Source organism: Streptomyces sp. NPDC001970 (assembly GCF_053594115.1).
The window spans coordinates 1-18251 of sequence record NZ_JBSFDW010000072.1 but is presented as its reverse complement, the minus strand read 5'-3'; the positions used below and the strand labels follow the sequence as shown (position 1 = coordinate 18251).

Sequence of the window (18251 nt, the reverse complement as noted above, 5' to 3'; positions counted from 1 at the left end):
GACCTGAACACCTCCTTTCGCTGGTAGATGCGACCCGTGACCGCCCTGTCGTAGGGGGCAGTCGGGAGCGCGACAAGGCGCAAACGACAGAGCCAACACGCTCGGTCGTCTACGGCCGAGAAGTTGACGAAAGATGTGTCGGAGAGTGGGGCGACTCGTCTGTTTCTTGTGCGGCTGCGGCCGCCGCCAGGAGACGGAGTCCCTGTTCTGATTCCGGCGCGTGACGCACGGGGTCCAGGTCACCCCGGTGAGAGCCCGCCGTCACCAACAGCCAGAACGACTGGTCGTCCTCGGAGCCGAGAACGACCGACCGCCAACGACCCTCAGGGTCGCCAGCTTCGCAGCTGCTCCGCGATGCGGGCGGCGGTACAGCGCGGTTCGTACAGCTCTGCGGCCAGAGCGCGGAGCTGCTCGCGCGTGGGATCGACGGGGATCCCGCTGGCGTTCAGGTACATCACGGCAACGCCACAGGCGACGGTGAGGTTGGAGCGCTCGAGCCAGCGGCAGCGACCGAGGTTGTGGACCAGGGCGGCGGCGCGGGCGTAGGGCCCGCCGTACACGGGCTGCTCGAGCAGTTCGGCGCGGTGACGGGCGACGGCAGCGATCGGAACACCGAGGTCGTCGGGTGCGGGATCACGGTGGCCGGCGCGTTCGGCGACTTCGAGAATCCAGGACAGGTCGACGTGCAGGGACATGCTCACGCAGCGGCGCCCCGGGTGTCCCGGGCCGGGCCGTACTGCGCGTCGAGGTCGGCTTCCAGGTCGTCAAGGAAGGAGCCGTGGGCGTCGATGAGGCGCTGGGCAGCGGCCATGCCGGCCGCGCGGGCCCCGGTGGTGTCCTCAGTGATGAGGCGCTCCACGTAGCGGTTGAAGTCCAGGCCGCGGGCGGCCGCGGCATCCTTCCCGGCGGCGAGCACATCCGGCTCCAGCCGCAGCTGCGTCTGCTTCTTCGAGCTGCTCATGAGTGCAGGGTAGCAGGGTGGTAGCAGGTCGGGGGTGGGATGGAGAGCGCCCCGCTGATGCCATTCCCTGGCCGACCCTTCGGCGCGGGGGCCGGTGCAGAGTCCTGCGGCCGGATCACCGGCCCGATTGGCGGGCTTACCGGAGGTCGCGGCGGTCGAGGCGGTGGATGAGGCCGGGGCGGCGCTGGTAGTCCTCGCGTAGGCGGGTCAGACGCTGCTGGAAGTCGGTGTGCCGTCCGGTGTGGGCGTAGGCGTCGCGCAATTCCGCGAGGAGGGTGACGGCCTGGTCGTAGGCGCTCGTCTTCTTGGTGGCGATGTGCCCCTCGATCTGCTGCCAGGCGGAGTCGGCCCCGCTCGCGAGGGCGGTCAGGCGCTGGGCGCGGGCGGTGGCCCGTTCGTGTTCGGCGCGCTGCCGGCGTTCGGCGCGCAGGGTGTGGGCGGTGTCCAGGAGCTGGGCGGCGGAGCGGAGGCCCAGGACGGCGGCGGGGGTGGGTGTGCCGTGCAGGCGGTGCAGGAGTTCGGTGCGCAACCCGGGCTCCGGGCCAAGGGCGAGCCGCAGCAGCAGAGCGTCCTTCTCCTTCTGCGGCAGCGCGGCGATCAGCGGAGCGAGTTCTTTCTTCGTAGGCCTGGCCGGCTTCTTGGGCGCGGCGGGACTGGCTTGGGCCGCGGCCGCGAGCAGATCGGGATCCACGCGCAGGAAGTCCGCGAGCGCGCTCTGCGGGGCGGTCAGCTCGCCGAGGCCGGCCGGGACGGGCGGCTCCTGGGAAGCCTGGTACTCCTCTTCGTCGTCGTCCCCGAGTTCCCAGGCGGCGAGCGCGGAGAGCCAGGCGAGGTAAAGGGGGCGCGGGTCGCCGGTGGCGAGTTCGTCGCGTACGCCGATGAGGGCCGCCAGGGAGTCGTCGGCCCCCTCGACCCAGTCGCCGTCCTCGTCGTCACTGGTCATGTCGAGCAGGAGGTGGGTGCGGGTGGTCCAGGCCTCGACGTGGTGGCCGAGGCAGTACAGCTGCACCGTGGACAGGGCCAGTGTCTGCTTGGGCAGGCGGAGCATGAGGCGGTGGGTGCCCCAGTTGGTGACGTACAGGTGGGCGTCGAAGTAGCGCTCGACCATACGGCGCGGATTCCCGCTCAGGTCACCCCAGTTGTAGGAGTTGGTGAAGCTGGTGGCGGTGATCCGGGCCCGGGTGGAGACGGCCCGCAGCTGCTCCTGTTCCTCCCTGCTGAGCGGACGATCGAGGGCCTGGAACTCGTAGTACTGGTACGCGCTCACACGGCGGACCCTATCGCCGCCGCGCGTGGGCCGCGGACGGGGAGCGGGCAAGGCGGCCGGAGCCGACCGGACGTCATACTCAAACGCCGTAGGGTGAGCCGAGGCGAGCGGTACCGGGGAGGAGCGGGCTGTGGCGGCGGTCTGGACCGAGCGGGCGATGGAACACGGGGCGGGGGCGGAGCTCGCGGCCGTACTGCAGCGGGCAGGCTGCGGTGCAGCGACAAGACGAAGCGCCCCTCAGCGGCCACGATCCGCGCGCTGGGCGAGGTCTTCACCGGCGGTGACTTCTACGAGGTCGAGGCGGTCAGGGCCTTCGGCTGGCCGCTGCTGCTTCAAGCCGGCGGCCTCGCCGAACTGTCCGGCGGCCGCCTGGCTTTGACCGCACGGGGCCACAAGGCTCTGTCCGAGCCCGCCTACATGTCGCTCCGGCACCTGCGGCGGCGCTGGCTGAGCCACGGGGTGCTGGACGAGTTCAGCCGCATCGAGGAGGTCAAGAGGCAGCGCACGGCGAACGTCCTCAGCGCGACCGGTCCGCGCCGCAAGGCGGTGGGTGCGGCGCCCGCCGAGTGCTGTCCGCCCGGGGCATGGGTGATGGTGGACGAGCTGTTCAAGGCGATGCGCGCAACGGGCCATGACCCGTACCTGGTCCGCTCCGAGCGGGCGCTGTGGAAGCTGCACCTGCGGGCGCGCAGTACGGCAGCCTCGGATACGACGGACACCACGACTGGCCGGTGCTGCAGGGCCGCTACGCCCTGTGCATGCTGTTCGAATACGCGGCCACCCTCGGCCTCATCGACGTCCAGTACATCGACCCGGAAGGGGCCCGGGACGACTTCCGCCACATGTGGGGCGCCGACTGGCTTCAGCGGCTCAGCCGCTACGACGGGCTGCTCGCCATCCAGTTGAACCCGCTCGGGGCGTACGCGACGGGGCGCGCCGACGACTACCGGCCGGGTCAGGCGCCCGCCGTCGGGGCGCAGAGCCCGGTCAGGGTCCTGCCGCACCTCGACGTCGTGGCACTCGACGGCCTGCCCCCGCCGAGGCGCTGCTGCTCGACGCGTTCGCCACCCGGTCCGCCGACCACGTCTGGACGCTGTCGACCGCCTCCCTGGCTACGCGCAGGGCCTCAGCTCTGTTCGTTTGCCGTAGTCCGCAATTCTGCCCAGATTGTCTTGCCTTCGGGTGTGTGGCGGGTGCCCCAGCGGTCGGCGAGTTGGGCGATGATGAACAGGCCGCGGCCGCCTTCGTCGGTGGCGCGGGCGTGGCGGAGGTGCGGGCTGGTGGCGCTGGCGTCGCTGACTTCCGTGGTGAGTGTGCAGTCCACCAGGATCAGGCGCACGTTCAGGGGTGGGGTGCCGTAGCGGATGGCGTTGGTGACCAGTTCGCTGACGATGACCTCGGCGGCGAAGATGGCTTCCTCTGGCACGTGGCGCTCGGTGAGCCAGTCCCGGGTCATGGCCCGGGCCGACGCGGGTGTCGGGTGGTCGGCCTCGAGACTCCAGGCGATGGTGCGGTCGGGGGGAATGCTGTGGCTGCGGGCCACAACGAGGATGGCGTCGCCCTCTGGAGTCTGGCTGGGGCAGGAAGCGTAGATGATGCTGTCGCACAGCTCCTGCATCGATGCTCCGCGATGGGATGAGAGAAGCTGCCCCAGGCGCTCGGGGCCCACGGCGTCGAGCAGGACGGGTGTGGCGAGGGCGAGGATGGTGCCCTCGGTGATGTCGAGCTGGGTGGCGGCGAACGGTGTGACGTCCGTACTGCCCAGGAGCGGCCCGTCGGGGAGCTCCATCGGGCTGACGGTTCCGTCAGGCTCGGTGAGGAGCAGGCCGGGGAGCCCGGCGCAGCCCGCGGTGCAGGTGCGTGAGACGGGATCGTAGACGGCGTAGGAGTAGGCGGCGATCAACGATTCGCCGTGCGCGAGGTCGGCGGTGGGCAGAGCGCGGCGCTCCTCGGCCAGTTGCAGGACGGTGTCGTTGAGGCGTGCCATGAAGTCGTCGGCCTCGAGGTCGAGGGCGGCCAGCGCCTGGACGGCGGTGCGCAGTTGTCCCATGGCGATGGCGGCATGGATGCCTTCGCCGGTCACCTGACCGATCACCAGGAGGCTGCGTGAGCTGGAGAGCGGAATGATGTCGAACCAGCTGCCCCCGGTGCTGCGACCGAGCAGGTAGGCACAAGCAGTGTCCAGCCCTGTGTGGGGGAATGGGCGCTGGGGCAGCAGGCGCCGCTGGACCGTGGCGGCCATGGCTTGCTCGCGGGCGTATCGGCGGGCGTTGTCCAGGCACAGCGTGGTGTGTCTGGCCAGGTCGACGGCCAAGGCCAGGTCGCCCTGGTCGAACCGGAGGGAGGTGCCGCAGCGACAGAGGCTCAGCAGACCCAGCACAGTGCTGCGCAGCGCCAGCGGCACGACCAGGATGCTGCGGGCACCGGCGTTGCGCATCGCTTCCTTGAGCGCGGGGTCGGTATCCAACCAGTAACTGGAGTCGTCCGCTGAAACGAGGCGCGGCCGCAGGTCTGCCAGCGAGAGCGCGCACGGTGTACGTTCCCTGACGAGGCGCAGCTCGCCTTCCACCCGGTTCGGAAGGTCCTGACCACCGGCATATGCGGCGCACAGCAGTGGCACGCCGGCGGCCGACGCGTGCGGCGGTGGTTCCTCGCCCCGAGCGATCGCGGCCACCACGTCGACGCACGCCATGTCCGCAAAGGCGGGCACCAGGGCTTCGGTGAGCTCCTGGCACGTGGCGACCACGTCCGGGATGTGCCCCACCCTGTCACGAACGCGGGAGAGGATGGCGGCGCGACGGCGGCCTGCCTCGAGCTCAGTAACGTCCTTGACGACCGCAGCCAGGCCCAGGGCGACGTCGTGGCGATCCTGGAGGCGGAAGGCGGACACCAGGAAACTGCGATCGAGCTCCCGGCCGGGTCCGAGCGAGCCGCGTACCAGCCGTTCGAGCAACGGACCGCCGCTGTCCAGCACCCGCCGGAAGGCTGCTTCCTCGTGCTCGGGATCCTCGAAGTGGTACGCCTCGCTCAGGCTCAGCCCGTTGATCGGCTCCGACACCGGTTGGCGCATCGCCTGCGTCGCGGCGTTCACGTGCACCACGCGCAACCGCCGGTCGAGGACGTGCAGGCCGAGAGGCGACTGGGTGAACAGCGGTTCTAGAACCGCAGCACTCAACTCGTCGTCCGCTCCATCCTGCGCCTCGTGTACGACCCACACCATGGAGCCGTCCGCAAGCGCCTGCGCGTGCACCTGGAGCTCAGCCGTCACACCCGCGGTCGCCGCGACCGCGGACCGCCCCAGCACCTGCGTGGCCGGACGGCCAAACAGCTCCTGGGCCCGCCGACTCCACTCGACGACTGTCCCGTCCTGGCCTACGCGCATCAGCTCCTCGCGACTGGTCAACGATCACCTCCGCGAAGCCTGATACGCCAGGGGGATGCCCGGACGCTCCCTCGAGGACGGCTGCGCGCGGGCGGCTCCGCCTCGGCCACGGACAGGGCAAACAGTCGTGGTTGCCGCGTCAGCGCACGACGCTCCCGGCGGCACCACTGGCCGCGGAAGCCGACCAGGGCACGACCGCTTCACTATCAACGCTAGAGCCACGGCAAAACTCGTGCACCTGCTCCAGCGCGGCCCGTTTTCCGTCTTCGACGGGTAGCGACAGATCCAGCGCGGTCGCGGGGGTACCACGGCAGCTGGTATTGAATGCTCTGTCCAGCGAGGTGCGGCACCACTCCGCTCCTCGCTCGCCGGAGAGCTGCACGTTTGCGGTCGTCGTTGGTCTACTGGTCCCCGTCGGACGGCCCACAGACGGCCGCGGCGCCGTCGGACTGTGGCGATCCGCCGCGCGTGGCGCAGCCCCGGCGGTACCTGCTCCCAACTGCGGACCCAGCCGCTGACACCGCCGACGGTGGACTCTCCGCCGGCGGGGTCGACGGCGACGAGATGTCCGGGCTATGGTCCGGCCACCGGTTCTCCCTCAAGGTGGAGGACCTGGACGTCATCTGCGTCGTGCTCGGCTGCGAGATCGGCGACCTGCTGATCCCCGAGCCGGAGAAGGTCGCCCGGCTCGGCGAGGAGACCGTCCAGCGGACAGCCATCACCGCGTCGGGGCCGGCGGTGGTGCCCCGCCGCCGGGACGGGCGCTCGCTCCCGCCGATGTGATGGCCTACGTCCTGCCTTGGGGAAGTGCAAGCCGCCGACCACTTGCCCGGACTGCTTCGGCTGGGGCGTGCTGCCCGGCCGCGTGTGCAACGCGTGCCAGAGCTTCCGCCGCAACGACGAGCCCGCCGAGTGCAGCGGCTGCCGCCGAGCGGTGCGGCTGATGTAGGGCCCTGCCGCCTGTGCTGGCATCAGGCAAGCCAGGATGCCAGGGGTGAAGTCACCGTGCTGCAGCCCGACTTGGAGAAGGTGCGGCACCACCAGCTGTTCCTCATCAACCTCCATCGCCCGCGGCAGCCAGGCCCACCCGTCGGCAAGCAGGGGCGGCGCCCGGGACGCCCGCGCAAACCCGACCTCACCCCGGCGCCGCCGCCGACTTGCGGCTGGCTCCAGCCGTCGCTGTTCGAGGCCCGCCGTGACTTCACCCGGTTCCGACCGCCGCGAGCACCCGCGGCTGGACACCCCTGGCTCTTGCAGATGGAACCCTTCCTCGGTCGCGGCGGTGATCCGTTATGGACAGGGTTCTTTGCCGTCCGTTGTCCATGTCCATGCGGTACCCGCCGTCAGAAGGCCCCGAACACCCCAGGCCAAACCTCACCCGGCACACCAACCAACAGCCGGCGAATCACACCTGCGCGACGAGGGCCTGGACTGCACGGTCCGGGCCCTCCGGCAGCTCGCGGTGGTGCCGCCGGCGCCCGCACTCCTGCCGGAGAACGCCGGGATCGTGGACGCCGTGCCGGAGCTGCGCGAGGCCTGCCGGGCAGAGTCGAACAGGGATGCCTGATGATGCACAACCACCCCTCCACACTATGGCCACATATCGAACGTGTAATCGATATCTGCCCCCGCCCGGCTCGGCCACCGGCCGTCGTGTCACGGAATGAGCAGCAGCTTGCCCACGGTCTCCTGGGATTCGATGTCGCGGTGCGCCTGGGCGGCGTCCTCCAGGGAATACGTCCGGTCGATCAGGACATCGAGTGTGCCGTCGCTGATCCACTGCATCACCTGGGATGCACGCTGCCGCCACTGGTCGGTCGACTCGTGGGGGGCGTCGCCCCGGACGTGGACCAGGCGAACCCCGCTAGGCTGCACCCACAGATCCAGCGGCGGAATGGCTCCACCCGCGCGGCCGTAGTGGACGAAGACACCCTTGAAGCGCAGCGACGAGATGCTGACGTCGAACAGGCTCTGGCCCGTGCCGTCGAACGCGAAGTCCACGCCCTCACCGTCGGTGAGCTCTCGGATGGCAGCCCCCAGGTCCTCGGTCTCGTCACGGACCAGCACCTTCCAGGCACCCGCCTCGGCAGCCGAGCGCGCCTTGTGGGCGCGGGAGACCGTGGCGATCACGCGCGCACCGCGGGCGGTGATCAGCTGGGTCAGCATGCGGCCGACGCCGCTGGCGGCGGAATGCACCAGCGCCACCGTGCCACTGGGAACGGGAACGGCGTCGTGGGACAGGTGGTGTGCCGTCAGCCCCTGCATCAGCCCGCCCGCGGCGGCCTCGAAGGTCACGTTGTCGGGAATCGGGACGAGGCGCTCGTGCGGAACCGCCACCACGTCGGCATAGCTGCCCATCACATACTGCCAGGCGACCCGGTCGCCGATCCTGGCTGTGGCGTCCGCGCCGACGGCGGTGACCACCCCGGCACCGTCGGCCCCCAGACGCGCCGGCAGTTCGAGACCCGCTATCAGGCCGCGACGCATGTAGCTGTCCATGAGGTTGACGCCGGCGGCCTTGACCTCGACGAGCACCTCGCTCGCGGACAGCTCGGGAACGGGCCGCTCCTCGACGCGAAGGACGTCGGGTGACCCGAAACTGGGAACAGAAATGACACGCATGACAGGTACTCCTCGTTCAGATGGCTTGGATTGGCGAAGGGTTGGGGGCGTCTTATGCGGTGGCCATGGCTCGGTCGGCGGGGTGGTGGGTTATTCCATGGGCGCGCGCGAGTTGGTCGAGGATGTCGGCTATGCGGTCGGCCTCCGCCTGAGCAGCGCTTGGCATGCCTGGTTGACGACGCTTCGCAGGAGACGGGGCCGCCGCGTCGGGAAGGCTGCTGGGGAGCTGTTCGGCGATGGTCCGGGCCAGGGTGGTGGCGTGCTGAATCCGACCGGCGTCGTCGCCACGATCGTGTGGGCTGTGGGCGATGCCACGGACGGCCTGGTGGGCGCGATGGATGAGGTCGAGAGTGTGGCTGTATCGGCGCCGGGTGGTGCGCAGGGGTGACGAGGTGAGGGGTTGCGCGGTAACGGTGACCGTGTGGAAGGCGGCGTCGAGGCCACGGGTGTGGGTCGTGGTGCCGTCCTGGGCGGGCAGGTTGTCGAGCGTCTCCGCGACGGCCCGGAGGTAGTCGGTGAGTGCGAGGTTCGCGACGTGTCGATTCCGCAGCGGGACGACGGCAAGGCCGACGAAAATGGCGCAAGCGGCGCCGATGGCCGTCTCCTCGACGCGGGTGATCAGGAGCTTCGTGCTGAGCTCGCCGGCTTGGGCGTAGAACTGGGTGACGCCCAGGGTGGTGACGAAGACGACAAGGGTGTAGTTGATCCGGCCCACGGTCAGGTAGGACATGACGAACATGGCCGCGACGATGACCGCGATGGTGGGGACGATGCGCAGGTCGACGAGGTGAGCCAGGCCGTCGCCGGCGAGGACACCGAGCACCGTGCCCGCGACGCGGAAGACGGCCTTGCGGGCCTGCTCGTGGTCGTTCGCCGGACCGAGGAATGACACGTAGACGGCGATGACCGCCCAGAGCACGTGCGACGGGCTGAGGAGGTAGCCGAACGTGACGGCGAGGGAGAGCGCGACGGCCAGCTGGATCGCGGCGCGCGTCGCGCCGTGCAGGCTGACGCGGTCGGCCCGGGTGGGGCCCGTCTGGGAGGAAGCCCTCACGTTGACGACGGCGGCACCGGGGAGCCAGCCTCCGACGAGAAGTGCGGGCCGAGGGAGTTCGCGCTGGGCATGCGCGTTGCGACTGATGTGGTCGGTCACGGCGGACAGGGTGTGGGCGGCCTCGAGGTACCGCTCGAGGGTCTCGCCCGTTTCGCCTCCCGCGCCTGCCTGCCTCTCGGCGGTGGCGAACCGGGCGAGGGCGGCGCGATCGGGCCCGGCTGCGGCAGCGACGATGGATCGGGCTGTCGCGCGGGCGGTGGGGTCGAGCTCGCGGTACGCGCCCCGCTGGGCCAGCTCGGCAAGAGCGGTGACGGCACGCTCGTGCGCACCGAGGCAACGACGCAGCTGCGCCGCGCCCTCGACCGCGCCGGGGTCCTGCGCGAGGTGGGCGTCCAGGACAAGGGCGGTTTCGTTGAGGCGGACGACACGTCGCCGAAGCCGCCGGGTACGCCGTTGTTCGGCGACGTGTCGTCCGGGTGCGTCCATGAGCGCGCCGGTCAGTCGCAGAACGGCATGGGCGCGGGCGCGATAGGAACGCCGCATGCGCTGGGTGGCGCGGTCGTGGTGGGGCAGGAACAGCAGGCCGACCAGGTAGGTGGAGACACCCGCGGCGCCGACCAGGACGGCGGCCCAGCCGAGCTGGCTGGTACCGACGACGTCACCTGCCAGGTAACCGACGACATAGCCCACGTGCACGGGGAAGCCCGCCGCGAACCCTCGGGCCCCGTAGCGGCGGAACCAGGCGCCGACGGCGGGGATGAGCACGAGCAGGGCCAGCGAGGCGGGACGGTTGCCGTGCACGAGTACTGCGACACTGACGCCCGCCCACAGGCCGGCAGCGACGACGAGTGAGGTCACCGCGCGGCCCCCGGCGCTGCGGTCCCCGACGACGAAATTGGACACGATCGCGACGGTGGAGCCGAGCATGAGCGCCATCAGCCAGCCGAAGTGGTTGGCGGCAGCCGCCCCGGGCGAGGAAGGGTCCACCTCGAAGGCATGGGTGAACACTTCAAAGAGGGCCGCGACGCCCAGTCCGAGCAGTACAGAGATCGCCATGTTCAGACCAGCGCGGAGGCGTTCGCCTCCGGGGTCGAAGCCGAAATAGCGATCGATCGCGCAGTTCCCCGCGCCCCTTCGGGGCGCGGGATTGTTGGTCAGCGCCATGAACGGTCCACCGTCCTGAGCAGGTACATCTGACTTCTCCTTTGGGAATGGCGCGCTGCGTCCGGGCAGGTGTGACCGCCGGTAGTGGCAAACGGGCGTGGGCACCGGAGGCGGCGCGATGCGCCGCGGGCCTGCGAGACTGCACGCTACATGCATGAAGGCCTCATGCAAAATGACCTGGATATGCATGATGCCTTCATGTAACCCAGCGGGGGTGGAACCGACCTTCTGCGCCTTCCGGCACCCGGTTACCATGGTCCTTCGACCAGCAAGGGGACGTAAGGACAGCCAACCCATGGGAACCAGGCAGCCACGGGACACCGGCACCCAGCTAGCGGCCGTCCAGCAACTGATGCGGCTGCTCGTCGCAACCTACGCGCACGAGATGGACTCACTCGCCGGCGAACTCGGCCTCACCCGGACCCAGGCCATCCTTCTCGGAACCGCCACCCAGCCCGGTTCCATCCGTGAACTGGCCCAGCGCATGGGCTGCGACCCGTCCAACCTCACAGGCGTGGTGCAGCGGCTGCGCGAACGCGACCTCATCGCCGTCGAACCCGACCCCGACGACCTTCGCGCCAAGCGCATCTCACTCACCACCGCGGGCGTCGATACCGTCAACCACCTCGACGAGGGCACCGCCCGGCTCCTCACCGCGATCAGCACGGCCACTCCCACCCAGCTGACCACCTTCGAAAAGCTGCTCCGACGCGTGCTCGACCAATAGCCGGGTGAGTGATCGCCTCCTGCCTGACCGGCGTACCGATCCCGCCGAATCCCCTTACGCCGCGTGCTCTTACGAGTCCTGCTATCAGAGCGTGATCTTTCGGCCGATCCGTGCCGCGTCCCGGATCTGTTCCAGCATGCGGTGCCGTCGGACGGCGTGCAGGAAGTCGGGAACGCCGTCCGTGTCCGGCGCGAGGCGCCCGGTGATCTGCTCGCGCAGAAGCGCGTACTGGTGGGCGACGTTGTAGGCGGGCTCGGCGGTTCGCTCGGTCCACTGCGTCAGCGACCGCTCGTAGTGGAGGGGAACCGGAAGTTCAGACAACGTGCCGCCGCTTCCCCGGGCGCCGTACAGCCGCAGACGCCCCGACCACCACTGAGCCTGATCGGCCTTGACGACGAGATCGCCCTCCGTGCCGTTGATCTCCCAGTGAAACTGGGTAGCACGGGACGTTCCGCCGCGGAAGTGCATCGCGGCCACGGCCCCCGACTCGAGCAGACCGGTGACGGCGATTTGGTCCTCGGCACTCTTGGCCGCGACCGCCCCGCTCGTCACGTGGGTGACCTCGGGACGCAGGTTCTCGATGCGAGCCGACACCTCGCGGAACTCCCCGAGCACCATGGTCAGCGCGTCGACCGAGTGCCCGAAGGGGATCGACAGCAGAGTGGCACCGCTCCTGACGTCCAGCAGGTACGCATGACTGTCGTCGTACGTGGCGCCCCAGACCCCGCCTGACCCGAGCATGCTGGTCGACAGCACCCGCCCCGCGTAGCCCTCGGCGACCAGGTCCCGCAGATAGCGAAGCGGCGGAGCCGACCGGGCCTGCAGACCGACGGCCGTGAGCAACCCCCTGCGGTGCGCACGGGCGGTCAGTTCCTCGGCCTGTGCGAGATCGGCACCGAGTGGCCACTCGCTGAACACCATCTTCCCCGCCTCGATCGCAGGGCGGATGAGCTCCAGATGCTGCGGAACTCTCACCGTCACGACCACGAGATCGACTTCCTCACAGCGGGCCAGCTCTTCTGCGCTGCTGAAGGTCAGCGGCACCGCGTACTTCTCGCCGGCCGCCCGCGCAGACTCGCTGCTGCTGGCACTGAGTGCCCGCAACTCGTATCCGTCGACCCCGGCCAAGGCCGGCACATGGGCGGTGGCCGCCCACCCGCCGCTCGCGCTCAGACCCACAACACCGACGCGAATCGGCTCCTGACGAGGGGAAGTGGATGTCATGTGTGCACCCCGCTGGGTCCCTGTTCGCCTGCTCTCTCACGTCAAGCCCTACCCGGCACTCCCCATGCCCCCGCCCAAATGACCAACAGCCATGTGGGACACAGCCTTGAGAGTCACTCGATCCCAGTTCCCGTCGCGTTTTCGGCTCGATCGGTGGGATCAGCACCACACCCCCATATCTACTCTGTCCCTTCTCGGTCCGCGCACTGGGCGCACCGAACGGGCGCAGATCAGGGCTGGGGTGTCGTGGCAGGCCGGGCGCCCGCCGGCAGGTACTGACGCGGGCCGTCCTGCCTGCGCCGCTACGTGTCCCTGACCTGTTCTGACGCCGTGATGCGGGTGATCGTCGTGAAGCGGAAGGCGACATCGGTCGAGCTGACCTTGAAGGGCTACGTCGTCACTTGCCCGGGCACCGATGCGGTCGGTCACGGCCCGACCGAATCGGATGCCTGGCTCGACTTCTGGCAGCTCGTTCACGCCGAGCAGATGCCCAAGGACGTGGCGCTTGCGGCGGCGAGCGAGCGGCTGCCGGCGCGCCGGGCCCGCTGGCTGAAGGTGCGCACCATCCGGGTGCGTGACCTGTTCGGCTGAGGGGCCCGGCGGCCGTCTCCGTCCCTCCTGGCTGTGGCGGCATGACGGCAAGGGGGACGGAGCCGTGACGGCGGCGTGGTGCCTTCAGCTGCGGTGGTGTGCCGCCGCGTACGCCTGCTCGGCCCGGTAGTCCTGCTGCCAGCTCGCCGGGATGCCGAGCGCGGTGGGAGCGTCCGCGATCCCCGCCCCCAGGCGGGGATCGGCGCCCGGCAGGGGGCGACAGGCGGTGCGCAGCAGTGTGTACAGAAGGTCGGCGCGCGCCGCCGTGCGCGGCACCACCTGGGTACGCAGGTGGTCGTGGTGGGCGAGCATGAGGGCGGCAAGGCCAGTGACGTGGGCGGCGGCGATGGCGGTGCCGTCGGCCGGGGTGTACCCGTCGCCGAGGGCGGTGGTGATGACCGCCGCGCCGGGCGCGACCAGGTCCACCCCCGCACCGGTGGGGGTGAACGGCGCCGGATACGGGCCGGGCCACGGCGGCTGCACCGCGGCGAGCGGGCCGTTGGGCGGGTAGGTGCCGGTATGCGCGATCGCCCCCACCGCCAGGACCCCCGGCAGGGCGGCGGGCTGGGTGATCGGCCCGGCGGTGTCCCCGGCCGGGGCGATGACCGTGATCCCGGCAGCGTGTGCGTCCGCGAGTTTCCAGGCGACGAGCTGGGACGGGGTCCCGTGGGCGAGGCTGAGTTGGGCGATGTCGATGTCGTGAGTGATGCAGTAGTCGACCGCCTCGAGCAGGTCACTGACGTGTCCGCCGGGGAACAGCTTCAGCGCGTGCAGCTCGGCCTCGGCGGCGATCCCGGTGATGCCGGTGCGGTTGTCCGCCGCGGCAATGATCCCGGCGCACCACGTGCCGTGGCCACAGGCGTCCAGGCCCCAGGTGCCGTTCTCCGCGCCGGTGAAGTCGTGCCCGTCCCGCACCCTGTCCTTCAGATCCGGGTGAGCGGTGTTCACCCCGGAGTCCAGCAGGGCGATCTTGATGTCGTGGCCGCGGTAGCTGGGCGGGATCTGGTCCAGCCGCATCGCCTGCGCACCCCAGCCGGTCACGGCCCGGCCGGGGAAGCCCTCGAACGTGTCCGACAATGCCTGCACCTCCACCACCACCTCCCCACTGTCGGTAGGGCGGGGGCGGCCGGTGCGCGCCGGCCAGTAGCCGGCGACCGGGCGGACGTAGAGGTCCTGCAGTGTCTCGGGAGTGTCGGCGGCCAGGGTCAGGGTCACCCGCCCGTCGGGGCCGGTGACGCCGTGGACAGGGCCGCCGGTGCCGATCGCCCACACGTGCGCTCCGGCCACCGCGTCCCCGTCACCGCCCACCACCCGCAGTGAGAGCTGCTCGGGCTCTTCCAGGGTGACCGCGAGCATGGGGTCCATCACCGGCACCGGTCCCAGGCCCACCGGCCGGGTCGGGGTGTAGGACAGCGGCTGGTCGATCTCCACAACAACCTGCGGGTTCGCCGCCAGGGCACGGGCCCGCTCCTCCGCCATCGTCACCACCGCGACGGGCGGGCAGGCCGGGTGCGGCTCGGCAATCGCCCCCAGACCGCGCGACCGCGACGGCCGCACCTGGGCCACGGGCTCCACCTCCGGGTCCTCCTCCAGCAGGGCGAACAGCGCCGAGGCCTCGATCGGCGGCACCCCACCAGGAAGCAGCCCCAACGGGCGGGGCGCGACCAAGTACCGGCCCCATCCCGCCCGCACACCCCGGCGCTGTTCATACCCCAGCGCCTGTGCCTCCCCGCCGAGGCGTCCGCTCGGCTCCCCCGCCCCGTCCTCGACCTCGCCGGGCTGTGCCGCCGCGGCACTCCGCGCCTGGGCCTTGCCCTTGCCGCCGTTGCCCGGCCTCACACCGTTGCCGCCCTGCTCACTCATCACACAACCGCCATCTCATACACAAAGAGTTGTCGCACGCCCGGGGAGATCACCAAACGGCCGCCGGCCGGGGAGTGGCGTGCCCTCTGCTCCCCGGCCCACGGGGCCGCCGCGCCGTCGCCTCGCCGCCCTGGTGCGGCGGCATCCGGCCGGGCAGGCCCACTCCCCCACAGGAAGAAGCGGGAACGGATGCTGCCCGGCCTGGTTCTCACATGCTCAGAGGCGACAGCTGCCCGAACTGCGGCTGCTGCCCGAAGAGGCCCTGACCATGGAACTGGCCGAACTGGCCCTGCGGCTGCTGACCGAACTGGCCCTGCGGTTGCTGACCGAACGGGCTCATCTGGCCCTGGCCGGTGATCTGCGCGAGCGCGGTGTGCACGACGGGCGCGATCCGGCGCGCGCACTCGGTCAGCACCTGGCTCCAGGCGTGCGGAGGAATCTGGCCCTGGGCCTGGATCCCCATCAGGATCTGCGGGTCCATCCGCAGCTGCTCCACCACCGCGCTCACCGCCGTCGCCGCACACCGCAGCGACAGCTCCGTCACCAGCAGCGGCAGCTGCTGCCCCTGCTGGGCGCCGAACGGCTGGTGACCTTGGCCGAACTGGCCCGGGCCCTGCTGGCCCCACGGCTGCTGCTGGCCGTATGGCGACTGCGGGATCGGGGACTGACCGAACAGCTGCTGCTGTCCGTACGGCTGCTGGGTCTGCGGCTGGCTGATCTGCTGCGGGGTGTACACGGACATGCGGGACTCCTCCTTGAGCTTGCGGATGCACAGACGAACGGCGCACCAAGCAAGACCGGCCCGCCGCCACCGAGCAGCAAACCACCAACCGACCAAGAACACATTCCGGGACATACCGCCAAGCGGCGGAGCCAGGTGACCCTCACGTTGACGATCCGCACAGCCGTGGGTGTCCGCCCTGCTCACCAGCGTGTCGACGCACGAGGGAGCGGAGTGGGCGGCGGCCGAAGCAGGCTGCCGGGCGCAGGCTGGGACCATGAGCGTGCACCCATTTACCGGCGCTCGTGACATGCTGCCTCTGCTGGCGCCGATGCTCGCGGTGGTCGGACCGCCGCCCAGGCCGGAGACCGAGGCCGAGTACTCCTACGAAACGCTCTTCAACGGCGCCCGGGTCATCGCCCACCTGCCCGCCGACGGCACCGTACGGCTGCTGTCCAGACCGGGATGGACGTCACCGCCCAGTCCCCCCGAACTCCAGACCCTGGCTTCGCTGCTGCCCGGACCGGAGGCGGTGCTCGACGGGGAGATCGTCGCCCAGGACGACGTGGGGCGCCCGTTGGTCGAGCGGCTGCAGCAGCGCATGAGCCTGCACCACCCAGATGCGGTCACTCACGCGGTCAAGGACTGTTGGGCGACGCTGAAAATGCCGACGGGTCCGGCACTGAAGGTGCCGAGACGAGGAGCGCGGCCTCCTCGCCCACACGGGGATTCTCTTCGCCGGGGCGGCGTTCGCCGCGCTCACGGTCGGCGAGCTGCGGCGCACGTCCCCTGATCAGGCCGTGACTGGCCGAGGAAGCCGACGCACCCTTCAGCAGCGCGCCGGCACCGACCGCACCTTCGGCGCCTCTCTCCTGCCGCTCGCCACCGCCTGACGCATCCCCGCCTCCAGGCCCAGCGTGGCGTACGGACGAGCTGAACTCCTGTCCGCGGGCGCGGCATGAACTTTGCCGAGCGCTGTCTCGTAACTTGTCACTGCCCTATCCTCTCGGCATGAGCGGAACAGAGTGGGGAGACGTGGCCTCTTGGGCCGCATTCGCGCCGGCTGGAGGAGCTTTCGTCGTGAGCCTGAAGGCACGCGGCGATAGCGAGAAGTCGGCAGACGCGACAACCTGATAGACACCCCGCCACGCCACCGCATCGCCCTGACCCTGCAAGCCGCCCTCACCGTCCTCTTCCAGCCACCAGGCGCTTCTGACGACCGCGACACCGCTCCGCCACAACAGGCCCCCCGACCTGACGGCCGGCTACGGGGCAGGCGCAGGTCGGCAGTGGCCCTGACGTTGTTCAGCGGCCCCAGCATGTTGGTCTGCGGTGGCCCCGTTTTGTGAGGGTTCTGCGCATTCCGGACGCCCTGAAGCGGCCCCGGGGACCAGAGTGAACTGGCCCCTGGGATGCGGTTGTTGTCGCGACCGGGCCTCGGCATGATGGATGCCGCATGCCGTGAATCGACGCTGACCATCGCCTGGGGCCCAGCCGAGATCCATGTCGCGATATAGCGTTAGTCTTCCACTCGCGCCGCTGCCTGCGTCGCGCGGAGACGTTCGACAGGACCAGGACGGAAGCATGTCGAAAGAGATTTCGCCCACCGGGAAGCGCTCCGGCTCGTCGCCCGAGCTGCGAGCCTCTCATGCGGACCGGGACCGGGTGGTGGATGTGCTGCGTATCGCGGCAGGGGACGGCCTGCTGACCGCGGACGAGTTGGACGAGCGCCTGGAAGCTGCCCTGTCGGCGCGCACCCTGAGCGAACTGGCCGCGCTCACCGCTGACCTGCCGCCCGTATCGGCTACGGGTGGCATGACTGGAGCAGAGGTCAAGGACGTAGTCCGGATCGAACAGGTCCACAGCGGCGCGGTCGAGCGCGTGGGGCGCTGGGTGGTGCCGCGGAGGCTGGAGCTCGCGGTGTACTGGTGTGAGGTGACGCTTGACTTCACTGACGCCGTGATCACGCAGGATACCCTGCGGATCGACGTGGACATGGCGGGAAAGACCCTGACGCTGGTCACGAGGCCGGGCATCGTGGTCGATACCGATGGTCTGCAGCTGGTACACAGCAGGGTCAAGTACCGTCAGACTCCGACGAATCCTGATACGCCGGTCACTCTGCGAGTGGAGCTGGTCGGTCAGAAGGCCCACGGCCGCGTGGTGGTACGGCCCGCGCGTCGGACGTTCGGGCAGTGGCTGCTGCGCAGGCCCACGTCCCTTTCTGCAGGCGGTTGACTCCATCGTTGTGAACTGTCGGCAGGCTCACTACACGAGTGAGCCCAAGAGCCGCGAGGAGCTGGCCAAGGATGTCGCCGCCTTCGCCAACCACATCGGCGGCGTGATCATCATCGGCATGGCGGAGCATCGCGGCGTCCCTGCGAAGGTTTTCGACGCCCCCCTCGATGACGCGCGCCTGCGCGAGCTTCAGTGCCTGTTTGCGATCCCAGTAGCTGTGTGGTGTGTGGGCGTGGCGTTGGCTGGTGTCTGAGGGTTTTGCCGGGGCCCGAGGATCGCAGTTGTCCTGGTTCGGGGAGCCGTGGCGCCGGGTGCGGGCTTTGCTGGTTCGGCTGGACGTCCCTTCCGGCCGGTTCTCGGTGTTCGGCATGGCGTTGGGCGGGGTCGCTGTGGTGGGCGTTGCGGGTGGCGGGGGTTGCGTGGTGTGGTTGCTCGTG

The 18251-nt window shown here is 70.2% G+C and carries 15 protein-coding genes; 6 read left to right on the top strand and 9 right to left on the bottom strand.

All coding sequences use genetic code 11. The annotated features are described in order from the left end of the window. Nucleotides 1-323 precede the first annotated feature (323 nt). From ACWCP0_RS40780 to ACWCP0_RS40765, 4 genes are all read right to left on the bottom strand, one after another. Entirely contained in the window at nt 324-695 is a 372-nt protein-coding gene (locus tag ACWCP0_RS40780; RefSeq protein ID WP_451083774.1) for a fic family toxin-antitoxin system, toxin component, read from the bottom strand. A gap of 2 nt (nt 696-697) precedes the next feature. Then, nucleotides 698-961, bottom strand: coding sequence for a hypothetical protein (locus ACWCP0_RS40775; protein ID WP_451083773.1), 264 nt, complete (start codon nt 959-961; stop codon nt 698-700). 136 nt (nt 962-1097) lie between these two features. Beyond that, on the bottom strand, nt 1098-2228 hold the full coding sequence (locus ACWCP0_RS40770; RefSeq protein ID WP_451083772.1) for a hypothetical protein: 1131 nt from the start codon (nt 2226-2228) through the stop codon (nt 1098-1100). A 1126-nt stretch (nt 2229-3354) separates the two neighbouring features. Continuing rightward, nucleotides 3355-5496: a SpoIIE family protein phosphatase gene (locus ACWCP0_RS40765; protein ID WP_451083771.1), complete on the bottom strand. Its 2142-nt coding sequence runs from the start codon at nt 5494-5496 to the stop codon at nt 3355-3357. A 678-nt stretch (nt 5497-6174) separates the two neighbouring features. On the opposite strand from ACWCP0_RS40765, the gene ACWCP0_RS40760 reads away from it, so the two are divergent. Continuing rightward, nucleotides 6175-6393 (top strand): helix-turn-helix domain-containing protein, encoded by a 219-nt coding sequence (locus ACWCP0_RS40760; RefSeq protein ID WP_451083770.1) that lies wholly within the window; start codon nt 6175-6177, stop codon nt 6391-6393. An 873-nt stretch (nt 6394-7266) separates the two neighbouring features. On the opposite strand, the gene ACWCP0_RS40755 is transcribed toward ACWCP0_RS40760, so the two are convergent. Beyond that, nucleotides 7267-8232: a quinone oxidoreductase family protein gene (locus ACWCP0_RS40755; protein ID WP_451083769.1), complete on the bottom strand. Its 966-nt coding sequence runs from the start codon at nt 8230-8232 to the stop codon at nt 7267-7269. A gap of 52 nt (nt 8233-8284) precedes the next feature. Next, complete coding sequence (locus tag ACWCP0_RS40750; protein ID WP_451083768.1) at nt 8285-10342, bottom strand: FUSC family protein; 2058 nt, start codon at nt 10340-10342, stop codon at nt 8285-8287. A 403-nt stretch (nt 10343-10745) separates the two neighbouring features. Here ACWCP0_RS40750 and ACWCP0_RS40745 point away from each other — a divergent pair, with 403 nt between their 5' ends. Continuing rightward, the gene (locus tag ACWCP0_RS40745) at nt 10746-11177 is read left to right on the top strand and encodes a MarR family winged helix-turn-helix transcriptional regulator (protein ID WP_451083767.1); all 432 of its coding nucleotides are present in this window, start codon (nt 10746-10748) and stop codon (nt 11175-11177) included. Nucleotides 11178-11261: 84 nt separating this feature from the next. Here the strand turns inward: ACWCP0_RS40745 and ACWCP0_RS40740 are convergent, their stop codons facing one another. Further along, nucleotides 11262-12401, bottom strand: coding sequence for a Gfo/Idh/MocA family protein (locus tag ACWCP0_RS40740; protein WP_451083766.1), 1140 nt, complete (start codon nt 12399-12401; stop codon nt 11262-11264). A gap of 333 nt (nt 12402-12734) precedes the next feature. On the opposite strand from ACWCP0_RS40740, the gene ACWCP0_RS40735 reads away from it, so the two are divergent. Beyond that, the gene (locus ACWCP0_RS40735; protein ID WP_451083765.1) at nt 12735-12992 is read left to right on the top strand and encodes a hypothetical protein; all 258 of its coding nucleotides are present in this window, start codon (nt 12735-12737) and stop codon (nt 12990-12992) included. A gap of 84 nt (nt 12993-13076) precedes the next feature. On the opposite strand, the gene ACWCP0_RS40730 is transcribed toward ACWCP0_RS40735, so the two are convergent. Then, entirely contained in the window at nt 13077-14855 is a 1779-nt protein-coding gene (locus ACWCP0_RS40730) for a S8 family serine peptidase (RefSeq protein WP_451083764.1), read from the bottom strand. A 208-nt stretch (nt 14856-15063) separates the two neighbouring features. After that, complete coding sequence (locus ACWCP0_RS40725) at nt 15064-15597, bottom strand: hypothetical protein (RefSeq protein WP_451083763.1); 534 nt, start codon at nt 15595-15597, stop codon at nt 15064-15066. 256 nt (nt 15598-15853) lie between these two features. Between ACWCP0_RS40725 and ACWCP0_RS40720 the strand changes: the two genes are divergently transcribed. From ACWCP0_RS40720 to ACWCP0_RS40710, 3 genes are all read left to right on the top strand, one after another. Continuing rightward, nucleotides 15854-16369 carry an ATP-dependent DNA ligase gene (locus ACWCP0_RS40720; protein ID WP_451083762.1) on the top strand — a complete coding sequence of 172 codons (516 nt, stop codon included), beginning with the start codon at nt 15854-15856 and terminating at the stop codon, nt 16367-16369. Between the two features lie 791 nt (nt 16370-17160). Beyond that, nucleotides 17161-17814, top strand: a complete 654-nt coding sequence (locus ACWCP0_RS40715; protein WP_451083761.1) for a DUF1707 SHOCT-like domain-containing protein — start codon at nt 17161-17163, stop codon at nt 17812-17814. Nucleotides 17815-17824: 10 nt separating this feature from the next. After that, on the top strand, nt 17825-18067 hold the full coding sequence (locus ACWCP0_RS40710) for an ATP-binding protein (RefSeq protein WP_451083760.1): 243 nt from the start codon (nt 17825-17827) through the stop codon (nt 18065-18067). The last annotated feature ends 184 nt before the right edge of the window (nt 18068-18251 follow it).

What these genes read in the sequence shown, in the direction of transcription:
- ACWCP0_RS40755 (WP_451083769.1), bottom strand. Translation starts at nt 8,232, where the DNA reads ATGCGTGTCATTTCTGTTCCCAGTTTCGGGTCACCCGACGTCCTTCGC.
- ACWCP0_RS40775 (WP_451083773.1), bottom strand. Translation starts at nt 961, where the DNA reads ATGAGCAGCTCGAAGAAGCAGACGCAGCTGCGGCTGGAGCCGGATGTG.
- ACWCP0_RS40715 (WP_451083761.1), top strand. Translation starts at nt 17,161, where the DNA reads ATGTCGAAAGAGATTTCGCCCACCGGGAAGCGCTCCGGCTCGTCGCCC.
- ACWCP0_RS40750 (WP_451083768.1), bottom strand. Translation starts at nt 10,342, where the DNA reads ATGGCGATCTCTGTACTGCTCGGACTGGGCGTCGCGGCCCTCTTTGAA.
- ACWCP0_RS40735 (WP_451083765.1), top strand. Translation starts at nt 12,735, where the DNA reads ATGCGGGTGATCGTCGTGAAGCGGAAGGCGACATCGGTCGAGCTGACC.
- ACWCP0_RS40740 (WP_451083766.1), bottom strand. Translation starts at nt 12,401, where the DNA reads ATGACATCCACTTCCCCTCGTCAGGAGCCGATTCGCGTCGGTGTTGTG.
- ACWCP0_RS40780 (WP_451083774.1), bottom strand. Translation starts at nt 695, where the DNA reads ATGTCCCTGCACGTCGACCTGTCCTGGATTCTCGAAGTCGCCGAACGC.
- ACWCP0_RS40720 (WP_451083762.1), top strand. Translation starts at nt 15,854, where the DNA reads ATGAGCGTGCACCCATTTACCGGCGCTCGTGACATGCTGCCTCTGCTG.
- ACWCP0_RS40725 (WP_451083763.1), bottom strand. Translation starts at nt 15,597, where the DNA reads ATGTCCGTGTACACCCCGCAGCAGATCAGCCAGCCGCAGACCCAGCAG.
- ACWCP0_RS40730 (WP_451083764.1), bottom strand. Translation starts at nt 14,855, where the DNA reads ATGAGTGAGCAGGGCGGCAACGGTGTGAGGCCGGGCAACGGCGGCAAG.
- ACWCP0_RS40760 (WP_451083770.1), top strand. Translation starts at nt 6,175, where the DNA reads ATGTCCGGGCTATGGTCCGGCCACCGGTTCTCCCTCAAGGTGGAGGAC.
- ACWCP0_RS40745 (WP_451083767.1), top strand. Translation starts at nt 10,746, where the DNA reads ATGGGAACCAGGCAGCCACGGGACACCGGCACCCAGCTAGCGGCCGTC.